Origin of the sequence: Pseudomonas maumuensis (assembly GCF_019139675.1) — a bacterium.
GTDB lineage: Bacteria > Pseudomonadota > Gammaproteobacteria > Pseudomonadales > Pseudomonadaceae > Aquipseudomonas > Aquipseudomonas maumuensis.
Genome location: NZ_CP077077.1, coordinates 4,622,353 through 4,639,809, shown reverse-complemented (window position 1 = coordinate 4,639,809; position 17,457 = coordinate 4,622,353). Strand labels below are relative to the sequence as shown.

At 62.4% G+C, this 17,457-nt stretch carries 14 protein-coding genes; 6 read left to right on the top strand and 8 right to left on the bottom strand.

Annotated features, from left to right (window positions below):
- A complete protein-coding gene (gene pcaD / locus KSS90_RS20730) occupies window positions 1–792 on the top strand; it encodes a 3-oxoadipate enol-lactonase (RefSeq protein WP_217867076.1) in 792 nt (263 codons plus the stop codon).
- 10 nt (window positions 793–802) lie between these two features.
- Window positions 803–1,195 carry a 4-carboxymuconolactone decarboxylase gene (gene pcaC / locus KSS90_RS20725; protein ID WP_046856920.1) on the top strand — a complete coding sequence of 131 codons (393 nt, stop codon included), beginning with the start codon at window positions 803–805 and terminating at the stop codon, window positions 1,193–1,195.
- 110 nt (window positions 1,196–1,305) lie between these two features.
- Here pcaC and KSS90_RS20720 read toward each other — a convergent pair whose 3' ends face one another.
- Window positions 1,306–1,830, bottom strand: a complete 525-nt coding sequence (locus KSS90_RS20720; protein ID WP_217867075.1) for an Mpo1 family 2-hydroxy fatty acid dioxygenase — start codon at window positions 1,828–1,830, stop codon at window positions 1,306–1,308.
- Window positions 1,831–1,922: 92 nt separating this feature from the next.
- Between KSS90_RS20720 and KSS90_RS20715 the strand changes: the two genes are divergently transcribed.
- Window positions 1,923–2,609 (top strand): Crp/Fnr family transcriptional regulator, encoded by a 687-nt coding sequence (locus KSS90_RS20715; RefSeq protein ID WP_217867074.1) that lies wholly within the window; start codon window positions 1,923–1,925, stop codon window positions 2,607–2,609.
- On the opposite strand, the gene KSS90_RS20710 is transcribed toward KSS90_RS20715, so the two are convergent.
- The 5 genes from KSS90_RS20710 to ttgA form a co-directional block, all read right to left on the bottom strand.
- Window positions 2,509–3,492 carry a LysR family transcriptional regulator gene (locus tag KSS90_RS20710; RefSeq protein ID WP_217867073.1) on the bottom strand — a complete coding sequence of 328 codons (984 nt, stop codon included), beginning with the start codon at window positions 3,490–3,492 and terminating at the stop codon, window positions 2,509–2,511. The genes KSS90_RS20715 and KSS90_RS20710 overlap by 101 nt on opposite strands.
- A 149-nt stretch (window positions 3,493–3,641) precedes the next feature.
- Window positions 3,642–4,895 carry an OprD family porin gene (locus KSS90_RS20705; protein WP_217867072.1) on the bottom strand — a complete coding sequence of 418 codons (1,254 nt, stop codon included), beginning with the start codon at window positions 4,893–4,895 and terminating at the stop codon, window positions 3,642–3,644.
- A 229-nt stretch (window positions 4,896–5,124) separates the two neighbouring features.
- On the bottom strand, window positions 5,125–6,570 hold the full coding sequence (locus KSS90_RS20700; RefSeq protein WP_038705526.1) for an AdeC/AdeK/OprM family multidrug efflux complex outer membrane factor: 1,446 nt from the start codon (window positions 6,568–6,570) through the stop codon (window positions 5,125–5,127).
- Window positions 6,567–9,719, bottom strand: a complete 3,153-nt coding sequence (gene ttgB / locus KSS90_RS20695) for a multidrug efflux RND transporter permease subunit TtgB (RefSeq protein ID WP_217867071.1) — start codon at window positions 9,717–9,719, stop codon at window positions 6,567–6,569. Before ttgB ends, KSS90_RS20700 begins: the two co-directional genes overlap by 4 nt.
- A 3-nt stretch (window positions 9,720–9,722) precedes the next feature.
- Window positions 9,723–10,877 (bottom strand): toluene efflux RND transporter periplasmic adaptor subunit TtgA, encoded by a 1,155-nt coding sequence (ttgA, locus tag KSS90_RS20690; protein WP_217867070.1) that lies wholly within the window; start codon window positions 10,875–10,877, stop codon window positions 9,723–9,725.
- 258 nt (window positions 10,878–11,135) lie between these two features.
- Here ttgA and ttgR point away from each other — a divergent pair, with 258 nt between their 5' ends.
- Window positions 11,136–11,768, top strand: coding sequence for an efflux transport transcriptional regulator TtgR (gene ttgR / locus KSS90_RS20685; RefSeq protein WP_217867069.1), 633 nt, complete (start codon window positions 11,136–11,138; stop codon window positions 11,766–11,768).
- A gap of 93 nt (window positions 11,769–11,861) precedes the next feature.
- Here the strand turns inward: ttgR and KSS90_RS20680 are convergent, their stop codons facing one another.
- A complete protein-coding gene (locus tag KSS90_RS20680; RefSeq protein WP_217867068.1) occupies window positions 11,862–13,313 on the bottom strand; it encodes an MDR family MFS transporter in 1,452 nt (483 codons plus the stop codon).
- A gap of 403 nt (window positions 13,314–13,716) precedes the next feature.
- Between KSS90_RS20680 and KSS90_RS20675 the strand changes: the two genes are divergently transcribed.
- Together KSS90_RS20675 and KSS90_RS20670 are read left to right on the top strand one after the other, a co-directional pair.
- Entirely contained in the window at window positions 13,717–14,586 is an 870-nt protein-coding gene (locus KSS90_RS20675) for an isocitrate lyase/PEP mutase family protein (protein WP_217867067.1), read from the top strand.
- 260 nt (window positions 14,587–14,846) lie between these two features.
- Window positions 14,847–16,358, top strand: a complete 1,512-nt coding sequence (locus tag KSS90_RS20670; protein ID WP_217867066.1) for a phosphatidylinositol-specific phospholipase C domain-containing protein — start codon at window positions 14,847–14,849, stop codon at window positions 16,356–16,358.
- A gap of 162 nt (window positions 16,359–16,520) precedes the next feature.
- Here KSS90_RS20670 and KSS90_RS20665 read toward each other — a convergent pair whose 3' ends face one another.
- Window positions 16,521–17,432, bottom strand: coding sequence for a LysR family transcriptional regulator (locus KSS90_RS20665; protein ID WP_217867065.1), 912 nt, complete (start codon window positions 17,430–17,432; stop codon window positions 16,521–16,523).
- Window positions 17,433–17,457 lie beyond the last annotated feature (25 nt).

The following is a 17,457-nucleotide window of genomic DNA, read 5'->3' as shown; positions in this document are numbered from 1 at the left end:
GTGGCACATGTGCAACTGGCCGATGGCGCATTGCATTACCGACTCGACGGCCCGGCCGATGCCCCGGTGCTGGTCTTGTCCAACTCGTTGGGCACCGACCTGCAGATGTGGGATGCGCAGATCCCGACGTGGACCGAGCACTTCCGTGTATTGCGCTACGACACCCGTGGCCATGGCCAATCGCTGGTCACCGAGGGCCCTTACAGCATCGAGCAACTGGGTCACGACGTGCTGGCGATGCTCGATGCGCTGGACATCGAAAAAGCCCACTTCATCGGCCTGTCCATGGGCGGGTTGATCGGTCAGTGGCTGGGCATCAATGCCGGCAGCCGCCTGCTCAGCCTGACCTTGTGCAATACCGCGGCGAAGATCGGCAATGACGAGGTGTGGAACAGCCGTATCGACACTGTGCTCGCGGGCGGCCGGCAGGCCATGGCCGATTTGCGCGATGCTTCCATCGCTCGCTGGTTTACCCCGGCGTTCGCCGCCGCCGAACCGGAACGGACCTTGCGCATCTGCCAGATGTTGGCGCAGACCTCGCCCGAAGGCTACGCCGCCAACTGCGCCGCAGTGCGCGATGCCGACTTCCGAGACCAGCTCAACGCTATCCAGGTGCCGACGCTGATCGTTGCCGGCTGCGCCGATGCGGTGACCACCCCCGAGCACGGTCGCTTCATGCAAACTGGAATCCTCGGTGCCGAATATGTCGAGTTCCCGGCCGCGCACCTGTCCAACGTCGAGATTGGCGCGCCATTCAGCCGCCGAGTGCTCGACTTCCTGCTGAGCCTTTGAGGAATACACCGTGGACGAGAAACAACGCTACGAGGCGGGCATGCAGGTACGCCGTGCGGTGCTCGGCGATGCCCATGTCGACCGCAGCCTGGAGAAGCTCAACGACTTCAACGGCGAGTTCCAGGAGATGATCACCCGGCACGCCTGGGGCGATATCTGGACCCGCCCCGGCCTGCCCCGGCACACTCGCAGCTTGATCACCATCGCCATGCTGATCGGCATGAACCGCAACGACGAACTCAAGCTGCACCTGCGCGCGGCCGCCAACAATGGCGTGACGCGGGAAGAGATCAAGGAAGTGATCATGCAGAGCGCGATCTACTGCGGGATCCCGGCAGCCAATGCCACGTTTCACCTGGCCGAGTCGGTGTGGGATGAGTTGGGGGTTGAGTCGCGGCAGTGAGGTGAATTGGTGTCGCCTTCATCGCTGGCAAGCCAGCTCCCACAGGGACCGGCATCAGCTGCTCTTGTGGGAGCTGGCTTGCCAGCGATGAGGAATACGCAATGCCACCGTCATACTGCGGCTTTCTTCTGGCGAACGGCGACAGGCCCGGCATTGGCCTCCACGGCCTTTTTCAGCTCGCCGCACAGCCCAGCCATGAACGCCAGCTCCGCCACCACGAACAGCGGCCCGACGATCAGCCCGCTCAGGTCATCGACGAATGCCGGCTTGCGCCCTTCGTAGGCATGTCCGACGAACTGGATGATCCAGCCCACCACGAATGCTCCCAGACCGGCGCTCAGCCACAGCCCGGTACTCTGCACGGCCAGCGCCTGGCCGGCCCACAGGCACAAGCCCAGCAGCAGGCCCATCACCAGGCCGAAGCGCAGGTCCAGGCGCAGGTAGAACCACACCGACCAGATCGCCAGCAGCAGTGCCGGCGACAGCCAGAGGCCCACCACGTCCCAGCCCGGGCGTGACAGCAGCACGGCCACGGCCAGCACGATCAGCGGAATGCCGATGAAGTGGGTGGCGATGTTGCGTGGATCGCGGTGGTAGGCCGCGTATTGACTCAGATGCTCGACGAGGTTTTTCATTGTTGTTCCTCCATCAGGGGTGAGCACAGCTTGCCCCTGTTCATTCATCGTCGTCTGTCGCCTGGCCGACAGAGTTCGCTTTGCGAGGTGCCATGCACGATCCGCGTACTCAGCTGCTGCATGGCCAATGGTTCCGGCAGTTGCCCGTTACCGTTCAGGATAGTCTGCTGGCCCTGGGCCGTTTGCGTGAGCTGGCCGCGGGGCAGCGCCTGTTCCAGCGCGGCGATGCGCCGTGTGGCCTGTATGCGGTACTCGAAGGGGCGATGCGGGTCGGGGCGGTCAGCAGCGCAGGCAAGGAGGCGTTGCTGACGCTGGTCGAGTCACCCCACTGGTTCGGCGAGATCAGCCTGTTCGATGGCCAGCCGCGCACCCATGATGCCTATGCCGAGGGGCCGACACGCCTGCTGTGGATTCCCCAGGCGCCGTTGCTGGAATGGTTGGCGTGCGAGCCAGAACACTGGCGCGACCTGGCCCTGTTGATGAGCCACAAGTTACGCTGGGTGTTCGTCGCCCTCGAGCAGCAGAGCCTGCTGGCCGCCGCGCCGCGGGTGGCGCAACGGCTGTTGCAGATGGCCGAAGGCTATGGTGAGCGCGATGTCGCCCAATGGCGCTTGCAGGTGTCCCAGGAACAGCTGGCCTTGATGCTGTCGCTGTCGCGCCAGACCATCAACCAGATCCTCAGGAGCCTCGAACAGGACGGCGTGGTGCGCCTGGGCTATGGCGAGGTGGAGATTGTCGATGCGCCACGTCTGCGGGCGATGGGGCAGCATCCAGGCTGACCAGGGTGTCGATCATTGCCCGCGCCGCCGGTGACAGGCGCTGGCCGCTGCGGCTGATGATCCCGCAGTACACGCTGAGCACTTCCAGGCCCGGCGGCAGGTTGCGCCAGTGCAGGCGTACCAGGTTGCCGGCGGCCAAGTCCTCGGCCACCGCTTCCTCACTGGCCGTGCCGATGGCGTCGCTGGCCAGCACCACGCTGCGCAACACCGCCAGGTGCTCGGTCTGCAGGTGCGGGGTGAAGTCGGTGCGTCCGCTGAGATTGGCCAGGCGTTTGCGCACGCCGGGGGCCAGCAGGGCGCTGGCCAGCGGGTAGGCGAACAGGTCGTTGGTCGACAGGCTGTCCTTGGCCAGCAATGGGTGCCCGGGGCGGCAGAAGAACAGGCCTGGGCGTGGGGACAGTGCCTCGGTGTGGAAGTTGGGATCGGCCTCGAAGGGCCGCACGTCATCGACGAAAAACTCGATCTGCTCGCGACGCAGTGCCTGTCCCAGGCGCTCGGCATTGTCCACCAGCAAGTCGGTGCGGATGCCGGGATGAGCCCCGATGAAATGGTGCAGGGCCTGGGGCACCAGGCGTACGGCCAGGGCCGGGCCGCTGCCGAAGCGCAGCTCTCCGGCATCGAGCTTGGTCATCTGCAGGACGTCGTTGTTCAGTTGCGCGGCGCCCTGGACCAGGCGACGGGCATGTTGCAACACCACCTGGCCCTCGGGGGTGGGGGGCAATGCCTTGCTGGCGCGATCGACCAGGGCACAGCCAAAGGTATGTTCGAGGTTCTGGATTGCGCGGCTGAAGGCGGGTTGGGTGATACCCATGGCGTCGGCGGCGCGGACGAAACTGCGGTATTCGGTGAGTGCGATGAAATAGCGCAGTTGGCGGAGGTCCATGCTCGGGCTCTGGTGCGAGGCTGAAGCTGGGTTTTAGCGGCTCGATGCTTATGCCGTCAAAGAATGTTATTTGCTTTGTATATTCATTTTTGTTCTTTATTGGATTGCCCGGCCTCATCGTGGGCAAATCCGCGATGAGGCCGGATCTGCTATAGCAGGTTCAACGGATAGCTGACGATCAAGCGGTTCTCATCGAACGCGTTGCTGCTGAAATCCCTGCGCATGGTCGAGTTGCGCCATTTTACCGACAGGTCCTTGAACGTCCCGGCCTGCACCACATAGGCCAGCTCGGTCTCCCGGGCCCATTCCTTGCCATCGTCCGCTCCCCCGGCATGCACGTTGTCGCCTTTGATGTAGCGGTTCATCAAGGTCAGGCCGGGGATGCCGACGGTGACGAAATTGAAGTCGTGACGCAGTTGCCAGGAGCGCTCCTTGGCGTTGTCGAAGCTGGCGTTGTAACTGTCGTTGGCCAGCGTGCCGCCACTTGTGCCGTTGACCCGCATCCAGGCGTCGTCGCCACTGACCTTCTGCAGGCCGACATAGAAGGTGTGGCCCCGGTAGCGCGCCGAGAGCATGGCCGAGGCGGTACGGTTGTCCAGGTCGCCGGCGCGTGCGCTGCCATCCTCCTTGCCGAGGAAGTAGCCGAGGTTGGCGCCCAGGGTCCAATCGCCCAACGGCTGGCTATGCACCAGGTTCAGGTACTGCTGGCGATAGATGTCTTTCAGCCGGGCGTCCCACAGACCGACCATCGTGTGCTTGTCGTTGAAGCTGTATTCGCCGCCGGCGAAGTTGAAGCGGTCGGAGGTGATACCAGCGCGCCCCTGCATGAACATGTCTTCCATGCTCGCATCGTTGCGCGGGCTGTTGCCGCGGAACTGGCCGGCGTACAGGGTCAGGCCGTCGATCTCCTTCGAGGTGAGCTGACCGCCACGGAACGTCTGTGGCAGCGAGCGGCCATCGTCCGAACGCAGGATCGGCAGCACCGGCATCCACTCGCCGACTTTGAGTTCGGTCTGCGACAGGCGCGTCTTGAACGCCACCCCCAGGCGGCCGAAATCGTCCGCCGGGCGACCGTCGTCATGCACCGGCAGCAGGTGGGTGCCGGCTGTACCCTTGCCGCCATCGAGCTTGATCGAGTACAGCCCCAGCACATCGATGCCGAAACCGACGGTGCCCTGGGTAAAGCCGGAGCGGGCGTCGAGAATGAAGCTCTGGGTCCATTCCTCGGCCTTGCCCTGGGGGTTGGCCGGGTCGATGAAGTTGCGGTTGATGTAGAAGTTGCGCAGGTTGAGGCTGGCCTTGGCGTCTTCCAGGAAGCCACCTTCGGCGGCCACGCCGGGCAGGGCGCAGGACAGGGCCAACAGGCCGGGCAGCAGCTGGCGTGCGGGTTGCAAAGTGCTCATCTGTCGTGGATCTCTTGTTTTTATTGGGCGAGCCGGGTCTCTGCGGGTGCGGGCCGCAGGGAAAGGCGTCTTTAGAGAGAACTTGTGCAACGTTGCGGGGGCGATGGTGCGGGGGAGGGTGGGGGCTAGGCAATTCGTTGCAAGCGGAACGGGGCGGTTATCGAACGCAATGTGACCGCGCAACAAAAAGCCCACCGCAAGGGTGGGCTTGATGCTGTCAGCGGTCCAGTCAGCCTTTCGGTGTCTGGATCGAAGCCTGCTGCTGGGTCTGCTCGTACCAGCCGCCGCCGAGGGCCTTGTACAGGTTGACCTCGCTGACCAACTGCGACAGGCGATCACCGATCAACGACTGCTGGGCGCTGAACAGGTTGCGCTGGGCATCGAGGAAGGTCAGGTTGCTGTCGATACCGATGCGGTAGCGGCGCTCGGCCAGGCGGTAGTAGTCCTGGTTGGCGGCCACCAGGTCACGCTGGGCCTGCAACTGCTCTTCGAACGTCTTGCGTGCGGCCAGGCCATCGGCGACTTCCTGGAAGGCGGTCTGGATGGTCTTTTCGTACTTGGCGACGTTGATGTCCTTCTGGATCTTCGAGTAGTCCAGGCTGGCCCGCAGGCTGCCGGCGTTGAAGATCGGCAGGTTGATCTGCGGCTGGAACAGCCAGGTGCCCGAACCGCCCTTGAACAGCCCGCCCATATCCGGGCTCAGAGTACCGGCGTTGGCGGTCAGGCTGATGCTCGGGAAGAACGCGGCCCGGGCCGCGCCGATGTTGGCGTTGGCGGCCTTGAGCAGGTGCTCGGCCTCCTGGATGTCGGGGCGGCGCTGCAGGATGTCGGACGGCAGGCCGGCCGGCACTTCGGCCAGCTGGTCGGCATTGAGCTCCAGCGGCTTGGGCAGGTTGGCCGGCACGCCGGTACCTACCAGCACGGTGAGGCTGTTCAGGTCCTGGGCGACCAGGCGCTGGTACTGCGACAGCTTGACGCGAGCGCCTTCGACGGCAGTGCGCGCCTGGCTCAGGTCCAGGGCCGAGGCCACGCCCACCTCATTGCTGCGGCGGGTCAGGTTGTAGCTCTCTTCGTACGTCTTGAGCGTTTCCTCGGTCAGCTTCAGCAGCGCCTGGTCGGCCTGCCAGGTGTAATAGGCGTTGGCCACGCTGGCCACCAGGCTGATCTGCGTGGAGCGGCGCGCCTGTTCGCTGGACAGGTAGGTTTCCAGGGCCTGCTGGGTCAGGCTGCGCACCCGGCCGAACAGGTCCAGCTCATAGGCGCTGACACCCAGGGTGGCCGAGTACTGGCTGGTGATGTTCGCCTCGCCGGTCTGCGACATGTTCGCCGGCACCCGTTGGCGGCTGCCGCTGCCATTGGCGGAAACCGCTGGCAGCAGGTCGGCGCGCTGGATGCGGTACTGCGCGCGGTAGGCGTCGATGTTCAACGCCGCGACCCGCAGGTCGCGGTTGTTTTCCAGCGACGTCTGGATCAGTTGCTGCAGCGCCGGGTCGTGGAAGAACTGGCGCCAGCCCTGTTCGGCTGCGGCGACGTCGGCCGATTGGGTCGGCGAGTACGCAGGGCCTTGCGGCCACTGCGCGGCCACCGGCGCCTCTGGCGTCTGGTAGTCGGGGATCAGCGAGCAACCGCCGAGGATGAAGGCGGTTACCGCCAGGGACAACAAAGACTTGGTCATTGCCCAGCCTCATAACGTGGAGTTTCAGGGGTGGCGTGTTCTTTCGGCTCTTTGCTGCCGAACAGCGACGACACTGCGACGAAGAATAGCGGTACCCAGAAGATGGCCAGCACGGTGGCGCTGATCATGCCGCCGATCACACCGGTGCCGATGGCGTGCTGGCTGCCGGCGCCAGCGCCACTGGCGATGGTCAACGGTACCACGCCGAGGATGAACGCCAGCGAGGTCATGATGATCGGGCGCAGACGCATACGGCAGGCCTCGATGGCCGCGTCGTACAGGCTTTTGCCCTGTTCGTGCAGCTCCTTGGCGAACTCGACGATCAGGATGGCGTTCTTCGCCGCCAGGCCGATGGTGGTGAGCAGGCCGACCAGGAAGTACACGTCGTTGGACAAGCCGCGCAGGCTGGTGGCTAGCAGGGCACCGATGATACCCAGCGGCACCACCAGCACGACCGCGATCGGGATCGACCAGCTCTCGTACAGCGCCGCCAGGCAGAGGAACACGAACAGCACCGAGAGGGCGAACAGCGCCGGCATCTGCGAGCCGGAGAGTTTTTCCTCGTAGGACATGCCGGTCCAGGAGTAACCGATGCCGGTTGGCAGTTCGCCGGCGATGCGCTCGACTTCGGCCATGGCCTCACCGGTACTGTAGCCCGGCGCCGGGGTGCCGAGGATCTCGACCGCTTCCACGCCGTTGTAGCGCGACAGTTTCGGCGAGCCATAGCTCCACTCGCCCTTGGCGAAGGAGGAGAATGGCACCATCTCGCCCTTGCCGTTGCGCACGTACCACTTCTGCAGGTCTTCCGGGCTCATCCGGGCATTTGGCGCACCCTGGATGTAGACCTTCTTGACCCGGCCACGGTCGATGAAGTCGTTGACGTAGCTACCGCCGAGGGCAATCGACAGGGTGTTGTTGATATCGGCGATGGTCACGCCCAGGGCGCTGGCGCGTTCGTCGTCGATGGTCAGCTGGTACTGCGGCTCGTCGTTCAGGCCGTTCGGACGCACGGCGCTGAGGATCTTGCTCTGCGCGGCCTTGGCCAGGAACTGGTTGCGCGCTTCCATCAGCTTCGCATGGCCGACCCCGGCGCGGTCCTGGAGGAACACGTCGAAGCCGGTGGCGTTACCCAGTTCGAGCACCGCCGGCGGGGCGAAGGCGAACACCATCGCGTCGCGGAAGCTGAAGAAGTGCATCTGCGCGCGCTGGGCGAGGGCGAACACGCTGTTCTCCTTCGAGCGCTCGCCCCATGGCTTGAGCATGATGAACGCCATGCCCGAACTCTGGCCACGACCGGCGAAGTTGAAGCCGTTGACGGTGAACACCGATGCCACGGTGTCGGCTTCCTTGTCGAGCAGGTACTCGCGCATCTGGTCGACCACCACCTGGGTGCGCTCGGCACTGGAGCCGGCCGGGGTCTGCACCTGGGCGAACAGCACGCCCTGGTCTTCTTCCGGCAGGAATGCGGTGGGGATACGAGCGAACAGCCAGATCATGCCGACCACGATCAGCGCGTAGGCCAGCAGGAACGGGATCTTGTTGCGCAGGATGGTGCCGACGCTACGCTCGTAGCCGACGACGCTGCGGTCGAAGTTGCGGTTGAACCAGCCGAAGAAGCCGCGCTTGGCCACATGGTGCTCGCCCTTCTTCAGCGGCTTGAGCATGGTGGCGCACAGGGCCGGGGTGAAGATCAGCGCCACCAGCACCGACAGGCCCATGGCCGAGACGATGGTGATGGAGAACTGGCGATAGATCACACCGGTGGAACCGCCGAAGAAGGCCATCGGCAGCAGTACCGCCGACAGGACCAGGGCGATACCCACCAGGGCGCCCTGGATCTGCTCCATGGAGCGCTTGGTCGCTTCCTTGGGCGGCAATCCTTCCTCGGACATCACCCGCTCGACGTTCTCCACCACGACGATGGCATCGTCCACCAGCAGGCCGATGGCCAGGACCATGGCGAACATGGTCAGGGTGTTGATGCTGAAGCCGGCGGCGGCGAGGATGCCGAAGGTACCCAGCAATACCACCGGTACGGTCATGGTGGTGATGATGGTGGCGCGGAAGTTCTGCAGGAACAGGTACATCACCAGGAACACCAGGACCACGGCTTCGATCAGGGTGTGGATCACCCCGCTGATCGATTCGGTGACCACCGGGGTGGTGTCATACGGGAATACGGCCTTCACCCCCGGTGGGAAGAACGGCTCCAGGTCGCTGATGGTCGTGCGCAGCGCCTTGGCGGTATCCAGGGCGTTGGCGCCGGTGGCCAGCTTGACCGCCAGGCCCGAGGCCGGCTTGCCGTTGTACTGGGCGCTGATGGCGTAGTTTTCGCCGCCAAGGCCAACCTGGGCCACGTCGCCCAGGCGTACCTGGGAACCATCGGCATTGACCTTGAGCAGGATCTTCTCGAACTGCTCGGCGGTCTGCAGACGGGTCTTGCCGATGATGGTGGCGTTGAGCTGGGTACCTGGCAGTGCCGGCAGGCCGCCGAGCTGGCCGGAGGATACCTGCACGTTCTGCGCGGCGACCGCGGTGCGCACGTCGACCGGGGTCAGCTGGAACTTGTTCAGCTTGGCCGGATCCAGCCAGATACGCATGGCGTACTGCGCACCGAACACCTGGAAGTCGCCCACGCCTGCGGTCCGCGAGATCGGGTCCTGCATGTTGGAGACGATGTAGTTGGCCAGGTCGTCCTTGGTCATGCTGCCGTCTTCGGATACCAGGCCGATCACCAGCAGGAAGTTCTTCACTGCCTTGGTGACGCGGATACCTTGCTGCTGCACTTCCTGCGGCAACAGCGGGGTGGCCAGGTTCAGCTTGTTCTGTACCTGGACCTGCGCGGTGTCCGAGTTGGTGCCCTGCTCGAAGGTGGCAGTGATGGTCATGCTGCCGTCGGAGTTACTTTCCGACGACACATAACGCAGGTTGTCGATACCGTTGAGCTGCTGCTCGATCACCTGCACCACGGTGTCCTGCACCGTCTGCGCCGAGGCGCCCGGGTAGGTCACGGAAATGGCGATGGCCGGCGGGGCGATGCTCGGGTACTGGTTGATCGGCAGCTTCAGGATCGACAGGGCGCCGACCAGCATGATCACCAGGGCGATCACCCAGGCGAAGATCGGGCGATCGATAAAGAACTTCGACATGGTTTACTCCGCTTTGGCGTCAGCTTTGGCCGTGTTGGCCTGAGCAGGGCCGGCCGGCTTCTTGACGTTGGTGGCTTCGCTGACCTTGACCTCGACGCCCGGTCGCACGAACTGCAGCCCTTCGGTGATCAGACGGTCGCCCGGGTTCAGGCCTTCCTCGATCAGCCAGTCGCTGCCCAGGGTACGGCTGGCCTTGAGCTGGCGCAGTTCGACCTTGTTTTCCTGGTTGACCACCAGCGCGGTCGGCGCGCCCTTGAGGTCACGGGTCACGCCCTGTTGCGGGACCAGGATGGCGTTGGCGTTGACCCCGGCCTTGAGCCGCGCATGCACGAACATGCCGGGCAGCAGGGTGTGGTCGGGGTTGGGGAAGATCGCGCGCAGGGTGACGGAACCGGTGGTTTCGTCGACCGCGACTTCGGAGAACTCCAGGCGGCCCTGTTGCTTGAACAGGCTGCCGTCTTCCAGCACCAGCTGAACCTGGGCGGCGTTGTCGCCGGCCTTCTGCAACTGGCCGCTTTCCAGGTCACGGCGCAGCTTGAGCAGCTCGGCAGTGGACTGGGTGACGTCGACGTAGATTGGGTCGAGCTGCTGGATGGTGGCCATGGCGTTGGTCTGGCCGTTGTTCACCAGGGCACCTTCGGTGACCGAGGAGCGGCCTACACGGCCACTGATCGGTGCCAGAACCTTGGTGTAGCGCAGGTCGATCTGGGCGCTCTTGAGCGATGCCTCGGCCTGCAATCGTTTGGCATTGGCATCGTCGTATTCCTGCTTGGAGACGGCCTGCTCGTCGATCAGCTGCTTGTAGCGCTCGGCCAGCGAACGGGTAGCCTGCAGGTTGGCCTGGGCGTTGGCCAGGGTCGCCTCGTAGACGGCTGGATCGATCTGGTAGAGCTGTTGCCCTTCCTTGACGTCGCTGCCTTCCTTGAACAGGCGCTTGAGAATTATGCCGTTCACCTGTGGGCGGACCTCGGCCACACGATAGGCGCTGGTGCGCCCCGGCAGTTCCGAGGTCAGGGTGAAGGCTTGCGGTTGTACGGTTACGACGCCGACCTGAGGAGCCTGCGGCGCAGGCGCTGCTTCCTCTTTCTTACAGCCACTGAGCAGGGTTGCCAGGGCCACGGCGGAAACCAGGGCGGTTACGGCTGGCTTGAATTGCATGAGGATCCTCGGGTCGCAGGAGCAGGGGAGCTCAAGAATATAGTGGAAGTGCTTTTTCAGAAAAACGCTATCCGGTGGATAAATAGCTTGCTAAGGAATATACTTACATTCATGGTTGTTTGTAAATAGTGTCGGTGTGTCGTGCATGACCACCGCCGATCACCCAAATCCACCCGGGAGCGGCCCTGAAAGCGCCTGCCCCGACCCGATTCCCGCTCGCCAGATTGAGCGTGCGGGACTTGATGAGGTTGTACTGCCATGGTCCGTCGAACCAAAGAAGAAGCCCAGGAAACCCGTGCCCAGATCATCGAGGCGGCGGAGAAGGCCTTCTACAAGCGCGGGGTGGCGCGTACCACCCTGGCCGACATCGCTGAGCTCGCGGGCGTTACTCGTGGAGCGATCTACTGGCACTTCAGCAACAAGGCCGAACTGGTGCAGGCGTTGCTCGACAGCCTGCATGAGACCCACGATCACTTGGCACGCGCCAGTGAACGCGAGGATGAGCTTGATCCGCTCGGCTGCATGCGCAAGCTGTTGCTGCAAGTGTTCAACGAGTTGGTGCTCGATGCCCGAACCCGGCGTATCAACGAAATCCTGCATCACAAGTGCGAGTTCACCGACGACATGTGTGAGATTCGCCAGCAGCGCCAGGGCGCGGTGCTGGATTGTCATCAAAGCATTGCCCTGGCCTTGGGTAATGCAGTTCGCCGCGGTCAGTTGCCTGCCGGGCTTGATATCGACCGGGCCGCGGTGGCCATGTTCGCCTATGTCGATGGCCTGATCGGCCGCTGGCTGCTGTTGCCGGACAGCTTCGACCTGCTGGTCGATGTCGAAAAATGGGTCGATACCGGGCTGGATATGCTGCGCTTGAGCCCGGCCTTGCGCAAATGACACTTTGTTAAGGATTGTGAGGAAGTGTTATTCCCATCTGGTTAAGCGGGGATTAACGCTTAAGGCAGGCACATACCCCGTACAAGCGGGCTTTCAATAGCCGCGCAATTGCCGGTCCGGCAATGCCAGCGCCGCCAGCAGCCCAATCAGCGAAGCTGCGGCACTGATCAGCAACAAGTGGCGGAAGGTTTCAAGTAGACGCGACTGGGTCAGTGGATCCGCCTCGCCCGCCTTGAGGCTGCCCAGCAGCGGGTTGCCCAGCAGTTCAAAGCCTCCCTGGTGCAACAGCGCCAGTAACAGGCTGGACATGCACGCCACCCCCATCGCCCCACCCAACGAGCGGAACAGGTTGGTGGTGCTGGTCGCCACGCCAATATCCTTGCTCTGCACCGCACTCTGGGTGCCTACCAGTGAAGTGGGGAACTGCAGGCCGCAGGCGATGCCGGTCAGCAGCATGAACAATGCGCTGAGTAACCCCGCCTGCGGCGGTGTCAGCGCTATGGCGGCGATCGCCAGCGGCATCAGCAGCGCTCCGGTGAGGATTTGCGGCTTGAAGCGGCCGGTGCGGCTGGTCATGCGTCCACCGGTGAAGGCGCCGATGGGCAGCCCCATGGCCAGCGGCAGCAGGTGCAGCGCCGCGCTATCGGCGCCGGCACCAGTGATGCCCTGGTAACGCAGGGGCATCAGCATGGTCAACGAGATTGACTGGAAGCTGGCGAAGAAGATCACGCACCAGCACAGTACCGCGACCCGGTTGCCGAACAGGCCCAGAGGCAACAGCGGCTCGCGGCAGCGCCGCTCGTGGGCTATGAACGCTGCCAGCCCCAGCAGTGCGCAGGCCAGCAACGCCAGGACCTCGGACGACTGCCAGGCATGTCCCTGGCCGACCAGGGTGATGCCCAGCAGCAGGCTGCCCAGGCCGATGATCATCAGCACCGCGCCGAGGTAGTCGACCTGGGCCAGGCGATGCTTGACCGGCAGGCCGTCCAGCGCCCGGTGGATCACCCACAGCGCGGTCAGTCCCAGCGGCAGGTTGATCCAGAACACCCAGCGCCAGGACAGGTACTCGGTCAGCCAGCCGCCCAGCACCGGCCCGGCGACGCTGGCCAGTGCGTACATGCTGCTGAAGTAGCCCTGATAGCGTCCGCGTTCGCGGGGCGGCACGAAGTCGCCGATGATTGCCTGGCTGACCGACACCATACCGCCGGCGCCGATACCCTGAAGCACCCGGGCCAGCACCAGTTGCGGCATGTCCTGGGCCAGGCCGCAGGCCACCGAGGCGAGGGTGAACAGGGCGGTGCCGGTGAGGATCATGCGTCGCCGCCCGTACAGGTCACCGAGCTTGCCGTAGATCGGCACGGCGATGGTCATCGCGACCATGTAGCCGGAGATGACCCAGGCCAGAAGGCCGACATCGTTGAACTGCGCGGAGATAGCCGGCAGGGAGACGGCGACGATGGTCTGGTCGAGGGCGCCAAGGAGGATCGCCAGCATCAGGGCGGTGAGGACGCTGCGCAGAACGGTTGGGGGCAGGGCGGCGGTCACGGTGAGTACCTTGTAGTCAGAGCTGGCGCGATCGCGAGGCATCGTGGGAGTGGGCTTGCCCCGCGATGGGCTCATTCATGATGGGGCATTGTACGCTGAGTTACATAGCTGCCTATGTACTTCGTGCATCCCCTATGCAAGATCGGCATTGGCGCATTCATCCAGTGCTGCATGGCCGCGTGATATCGTGGCTTGGCCGCAGAGGCTGAAATCCGGGGGCTGCACCAGCTTGGTGCAACCATTTTCCAGCGGGTTTCGCGTTGCTGTATGTCCACACCTTCTATTCCTCTGCCTGCATGTCGTGCATGACCGCCCTGATGGCGACGGTTGGAACAGTCAGGTAGACCCGATACAGGGGTCGGTTGTCAGCCGTTCACAATTTCTCATTACAAGCGGAGTGATCATGCCCAAGGCTTCCCACCACGATCTGCGTTTTGCCTTCCGCGAACTGCTTGCTTCCGGTTCGTGCTATCACACCGCGTCGGTCTTCGATCCGATGTCAGCTCGTATTGCCGCCGACCTTGGTTTTGAAGTCGGCATTCTCGGCGGTTCGGTCGCCTCGTTGCAGGTTCTGGCCGCGCCGGATTTCGCCCTGATCACCCTGAGCGAGTTCGTCGAGCAGGCCACCCGTATTGGCCGTGTCGCCCAGTTGCCGGTGCTTGCCGACGCCGACCACGGCTACGGCAATGCGCTCAACGTGATGCGCACGGTGATCGAACTGGAACGCGCCGGCGTTGCCGCGCTGACCATCGAGGATACCCTGCTGCCGGCGCAGTTCGGTCGCAAGTCCACCGACCTGATCTCGGTGGAGGAGGGCGTGGGCAAGATTCGCGCGGCGCTGGAGGCGCGGGTCGATTCGGCCCTGGCGATCATTGCCCGCACCAATGCTGGCGTGTTGAGCACCGAGGAAATCATCGTGCGCACCCAGAGCTACCAGAAGGCTGGTGCCGATGGCATCTGCATGGTGGGGGTGAAGGACTTCGAGCAACTCGAGCAGATCGCCGAACACCTGAGCGTGCCGTTGATGCTGGTGACCTACGCCAACCCCAACCTGCGCGACGATGAGCGCCTGGCGCGCCTGGGCGTGCGTATCGTGGTCGACGGCCATGCCGCCTACTTCGCCGCGATCAAGGCCACCTACGACTGCCTGCGCCAGCAGCGTGGCCTGCAGCACAAGGCGGACAGCCTCGGTGCCACCGAGCTTTCGCACACCTATACCCAGCCCGAGGACTACATCCGTTGGGCCAAGGAATACATGAGTGTCGAGGAATGAGCAGGTTCCTGAAAGCGTTCGAGGGGCGTTGATAGGTACTGGGTGATAGGTCCAGTCAACGTCTGTGGAAGGTGGAGCTTAAGCGCAATGGCTCCACCGCCAGCAGCATGCACAGCAGTTGTGCTTGTCAGCGTTCAGAGCAAGTCACAATGTTTGGCGCTTCCGAGCTGTCCGTCTCTCACCTAGTAAAAATGCTAGTTTTTTTTGCGTTGCCATCATGGTTAATTGAGTCCGTGGTTCACTTAATCATGGAGCTTGCAATGAACGACGAAAATACTAAGAAAGATGGATTGTCAGAGACTAAGCAGACATACCGTGATAATGAGGTTAACTTTTCACCCGATTGGCATGATGGCACCTCTCGTTACACGATCGCGAGTGGGAGTTATACACTAAACGAGGTTTACATCAGCGAGGGTGAAGATCCTGATCAGAAGAATAAAAAAGGCGATGTGAAGAGATTTTCTAATGACGGCAAGATGTTGTTTGAGGTGGGGCGCTCCGGGTCCAAGGACGTAGCCAAGAGCTGGTCGGAAATTGTTAAGCGGAAGAACAATACTTTTGACGATGATCCAGGTGATCTGAATTTTGCCTTTGAAGGGGACTTGCTGTTAACGCTGACGGATGGAGAGTTTGGTGCTGATAAGCGGGAATTCTTGTTTAGGGATGTCTGGGTAGGCCAAGGTTCCACATGGTTTAATAATAACTGGTGGTTTGGCGGGCCGCACTGTGAAAATATCGGTGACCATACCGTAAGCTGTAGGGGGGAATCTACGCTTAATCATGCCCCGGTTAGAATGGATTTCAGGCGTGGGGGGAGCAATGCGGTCGATCGATATGATCTCCGCAACCTTACCTATGATGACTTCACGCATTGGATGGGGGAGCTGGATCCTAGCACGCGACTCGACAGGATTGTCATGCCGGGGAGCCATAATGCGGGTATGTACGAGACCAAAAACTGCTCCCCTGATATGGATATCACACGCTGGATGTCCAAGACTCAAGGCCAGAGCATCTATACGCAGCTGAGTGTTGGATCAAGGTATTTTGATTTGCGAATCAAAAAACATGATGGCAATCTCATTACTACTCATCGAGAAAACAATACGACGGGTAAAGGTTGTGATGGGGCTAAACTGCAAGTAATCATGGATGATGTAAAGAAGTTTTTGGGCGAGTCTCCTTCTGAAGTCGTTATTCTGAAAATTAGCCATTTTAAAGACCTTGCTGTTGAAAAAGACGTAAAATCTTTGATGGATAGTTATGCCAGTATTCTCTATAAGAACGCTGACAGGGGGGTCAATTTGGCTGAGCTGACGCTCGGTGATGTCAAGGGTAAGGTGCTGTTGGTACTTAGCGAGGCTTTGGAGCCTGAGCCTGAACGTGGTTACTTCTCTTACCGTGATGGCTCCGCCAGAGGCTCAAATCTTGTAGTGTATGACAAATATACGAATACAACTGACTACAAGGAGATGCGGGCTGATCAGCTGGATAAGCTCAATAAAACCGGTGGGCTTGGTCAAGGATTCTTGTTCCTCCTGTCCTGGACGTTGACAGCTAATGGGTCCGAGTTTTGGTCAAGTGTTGAGCAAATGGCCAGGCTGGCCAACAAATGGTTACCACAAGGTCTAGCTGACCTGACGAAAATGCCCAACATTGTCTATCTGGATTTTATCAATGCGGACGTTGCAGCGTATATCATCCTCCGGAACTTCCCCGCGGATGCATCGACCAAAGCACGTTTTGAAGTGAAGAAAAGCCTCAAGTAATCACCTTTATCGCGCCGTCCACTCAACGGACGGCGCGATTAAAGGTGCGCTATGAAGTATGCGTCATGCCTGCTGGTAGCTGTTGACAGCTCGGGGCTGAGGCCGTATGGCCCTGCCGCTGCGGTCAGGGCCATGGCAAGGCCCCTTCCATAGAGGGAATAATTACCCTCCCAGATCATTGTCCCACTCCGGTTCGTCACCAAACCGCTGAGCAAGAAAGTCCAGCATGCTGCGCAACGTCGCCGGCATGTGTTTGCGCGAGGTGTACACCGCATTCAGGGTCAGTTCCCGTGGCTTGGCTTGCGGCAGCAATCGCACCAGCTCGCCACTGCGCAGCGCGGCGGCCGCCTGGTAGGTGGGCAGCATGGCGATGCCGGCATGGGCCAGGGCGGCTTTCTGCAGGGTCATGGCCTCGTTGGCGCTGATGTTGCCCTGCACCGGCACGGCGACGTTCTGCCCGTCCACCTCGAAGTGCCACAGGCTGTGACCGAAGTAGGCGTGGGTCAGGCAGTTGTGCTGGCTCAACGCCTCGACCCGGTCCGGCGTACCGTGCTCGCGCAGGTAGGCGGGGCTGGCGCAGACCACCGAACGGCACACGCTCAGGCGCCGGGCGATGAGGTTGGGGTCGACATCGTTGCTGGTGCGGATCGCCAGGTCGATGCGTTCGTCCACCAGGTTGACGGTGCGGTCGAGCATCTGCAGCTCAACCTTCACCCCAGGGTAGCGTTTGACGTAGGCCGCCAGCGCATTCACCAACTGGGCCTGGCCGAACGAGGTGCTGACGCTGATGCGCAGCTCGCCACGGGGCGCGTCGTCCGGTTGGCGCACGGCGCTTTGCAGGTCGCCGGCCAGCTCCAGCAACTGTCGACAGCGTGGCAGGGTCTCGAGGCCTGCCGCGGTCAGGCTGAGCTTGCGGGTGGTGCGTTGCATCAGGCGTGCCCCGACCCAGTCCTCCAACTCCGCCAGGTAGCGGGATACCACGGGCCTGGAGAGTTCCAGGTGGTCCGCGGCGGCCGACTGGCTGCCCAGGTCGACGACGGTGACGAATACGCGCATGGCGTTGAGTCGGTCCATGATCTGTCCGATTTTAGAAACAAAC

Coding starts and splice junctions, on each gene's coding strand:
- KSS90_RS20720 (WP_217867075.1), bottom strand. CDS start 1,830: ATGAAAAACCTCGTCGAGCATCTGAGTCAATACGCGGCCTACCACCGC.
- KSS90_RS20715 (WP_217867074.1), top strand. CDS start 1,923: ATGCACGATCCGCGTACTCAGCTGCTGCATGGCCAATGGTTCCGGCAG.
- KSS90_RS20710 (WP_217867073.1), bottom strand. CDS start 3,492: ATGGACCTCCGCCAACTGCGCTATTTCATCGCACTCACCGAATACCGC.
- KSS90_RS20705 (WP_217867072.1), bottom strand. CDS start 4,895: ATGAGCACTTTGCAACCCGCACGCCAGCTGCTGCCCGGCCTGTTGGCC.
- KSS90_RS20700 (WP_038705526.1), bottom strand. CDS start 6,570: ATGACCAAGTCTTTGTTGTCCCTGGCGGTAACCGCCTTCATCCTCGGC.
- ttgB (WP_217867071.1), bottom strand. CDS start 9,719: ATGTCGAAGTTCTTTATCGATCGCCCGATCTTCGCCTGGGTGATCGCC.
- ttgA (WP_217867070.1), bottom strand. CDS start 10,877: ATGCAATTCAAGCCAGCCGTAACCGCCCTGGTTTCCGCCGTGGCCCTG.
- ttgR (WP_217867069.1), top strand. CDS start 11,136: ATGGTCCGTCGAACCAAAGAAGAAGCCCAGGAAACCCGTGCCCAGATC.
- KSS90_RS20675 (WP_217867067.1), top strand. CDS start 13,717: ATGCCCAAGGCTTCCCACCACGATCTGCGTTTTGCCTTCCGCGAACTG.
- KSS90_RS20670 (WP_217867066.1), top strand. CDS start 14,847: ATGAACGACGAAAATACTAAGAAAGATGGATTGTCAGAGACTAAGCAG.
- KSS90_RS20665 (WP_217867065.1), bottom strand. CDS start 17,432: ATGGACCGACTCAACGCCATGCGCGTATTCGTCACCGTCGTCGACCTG.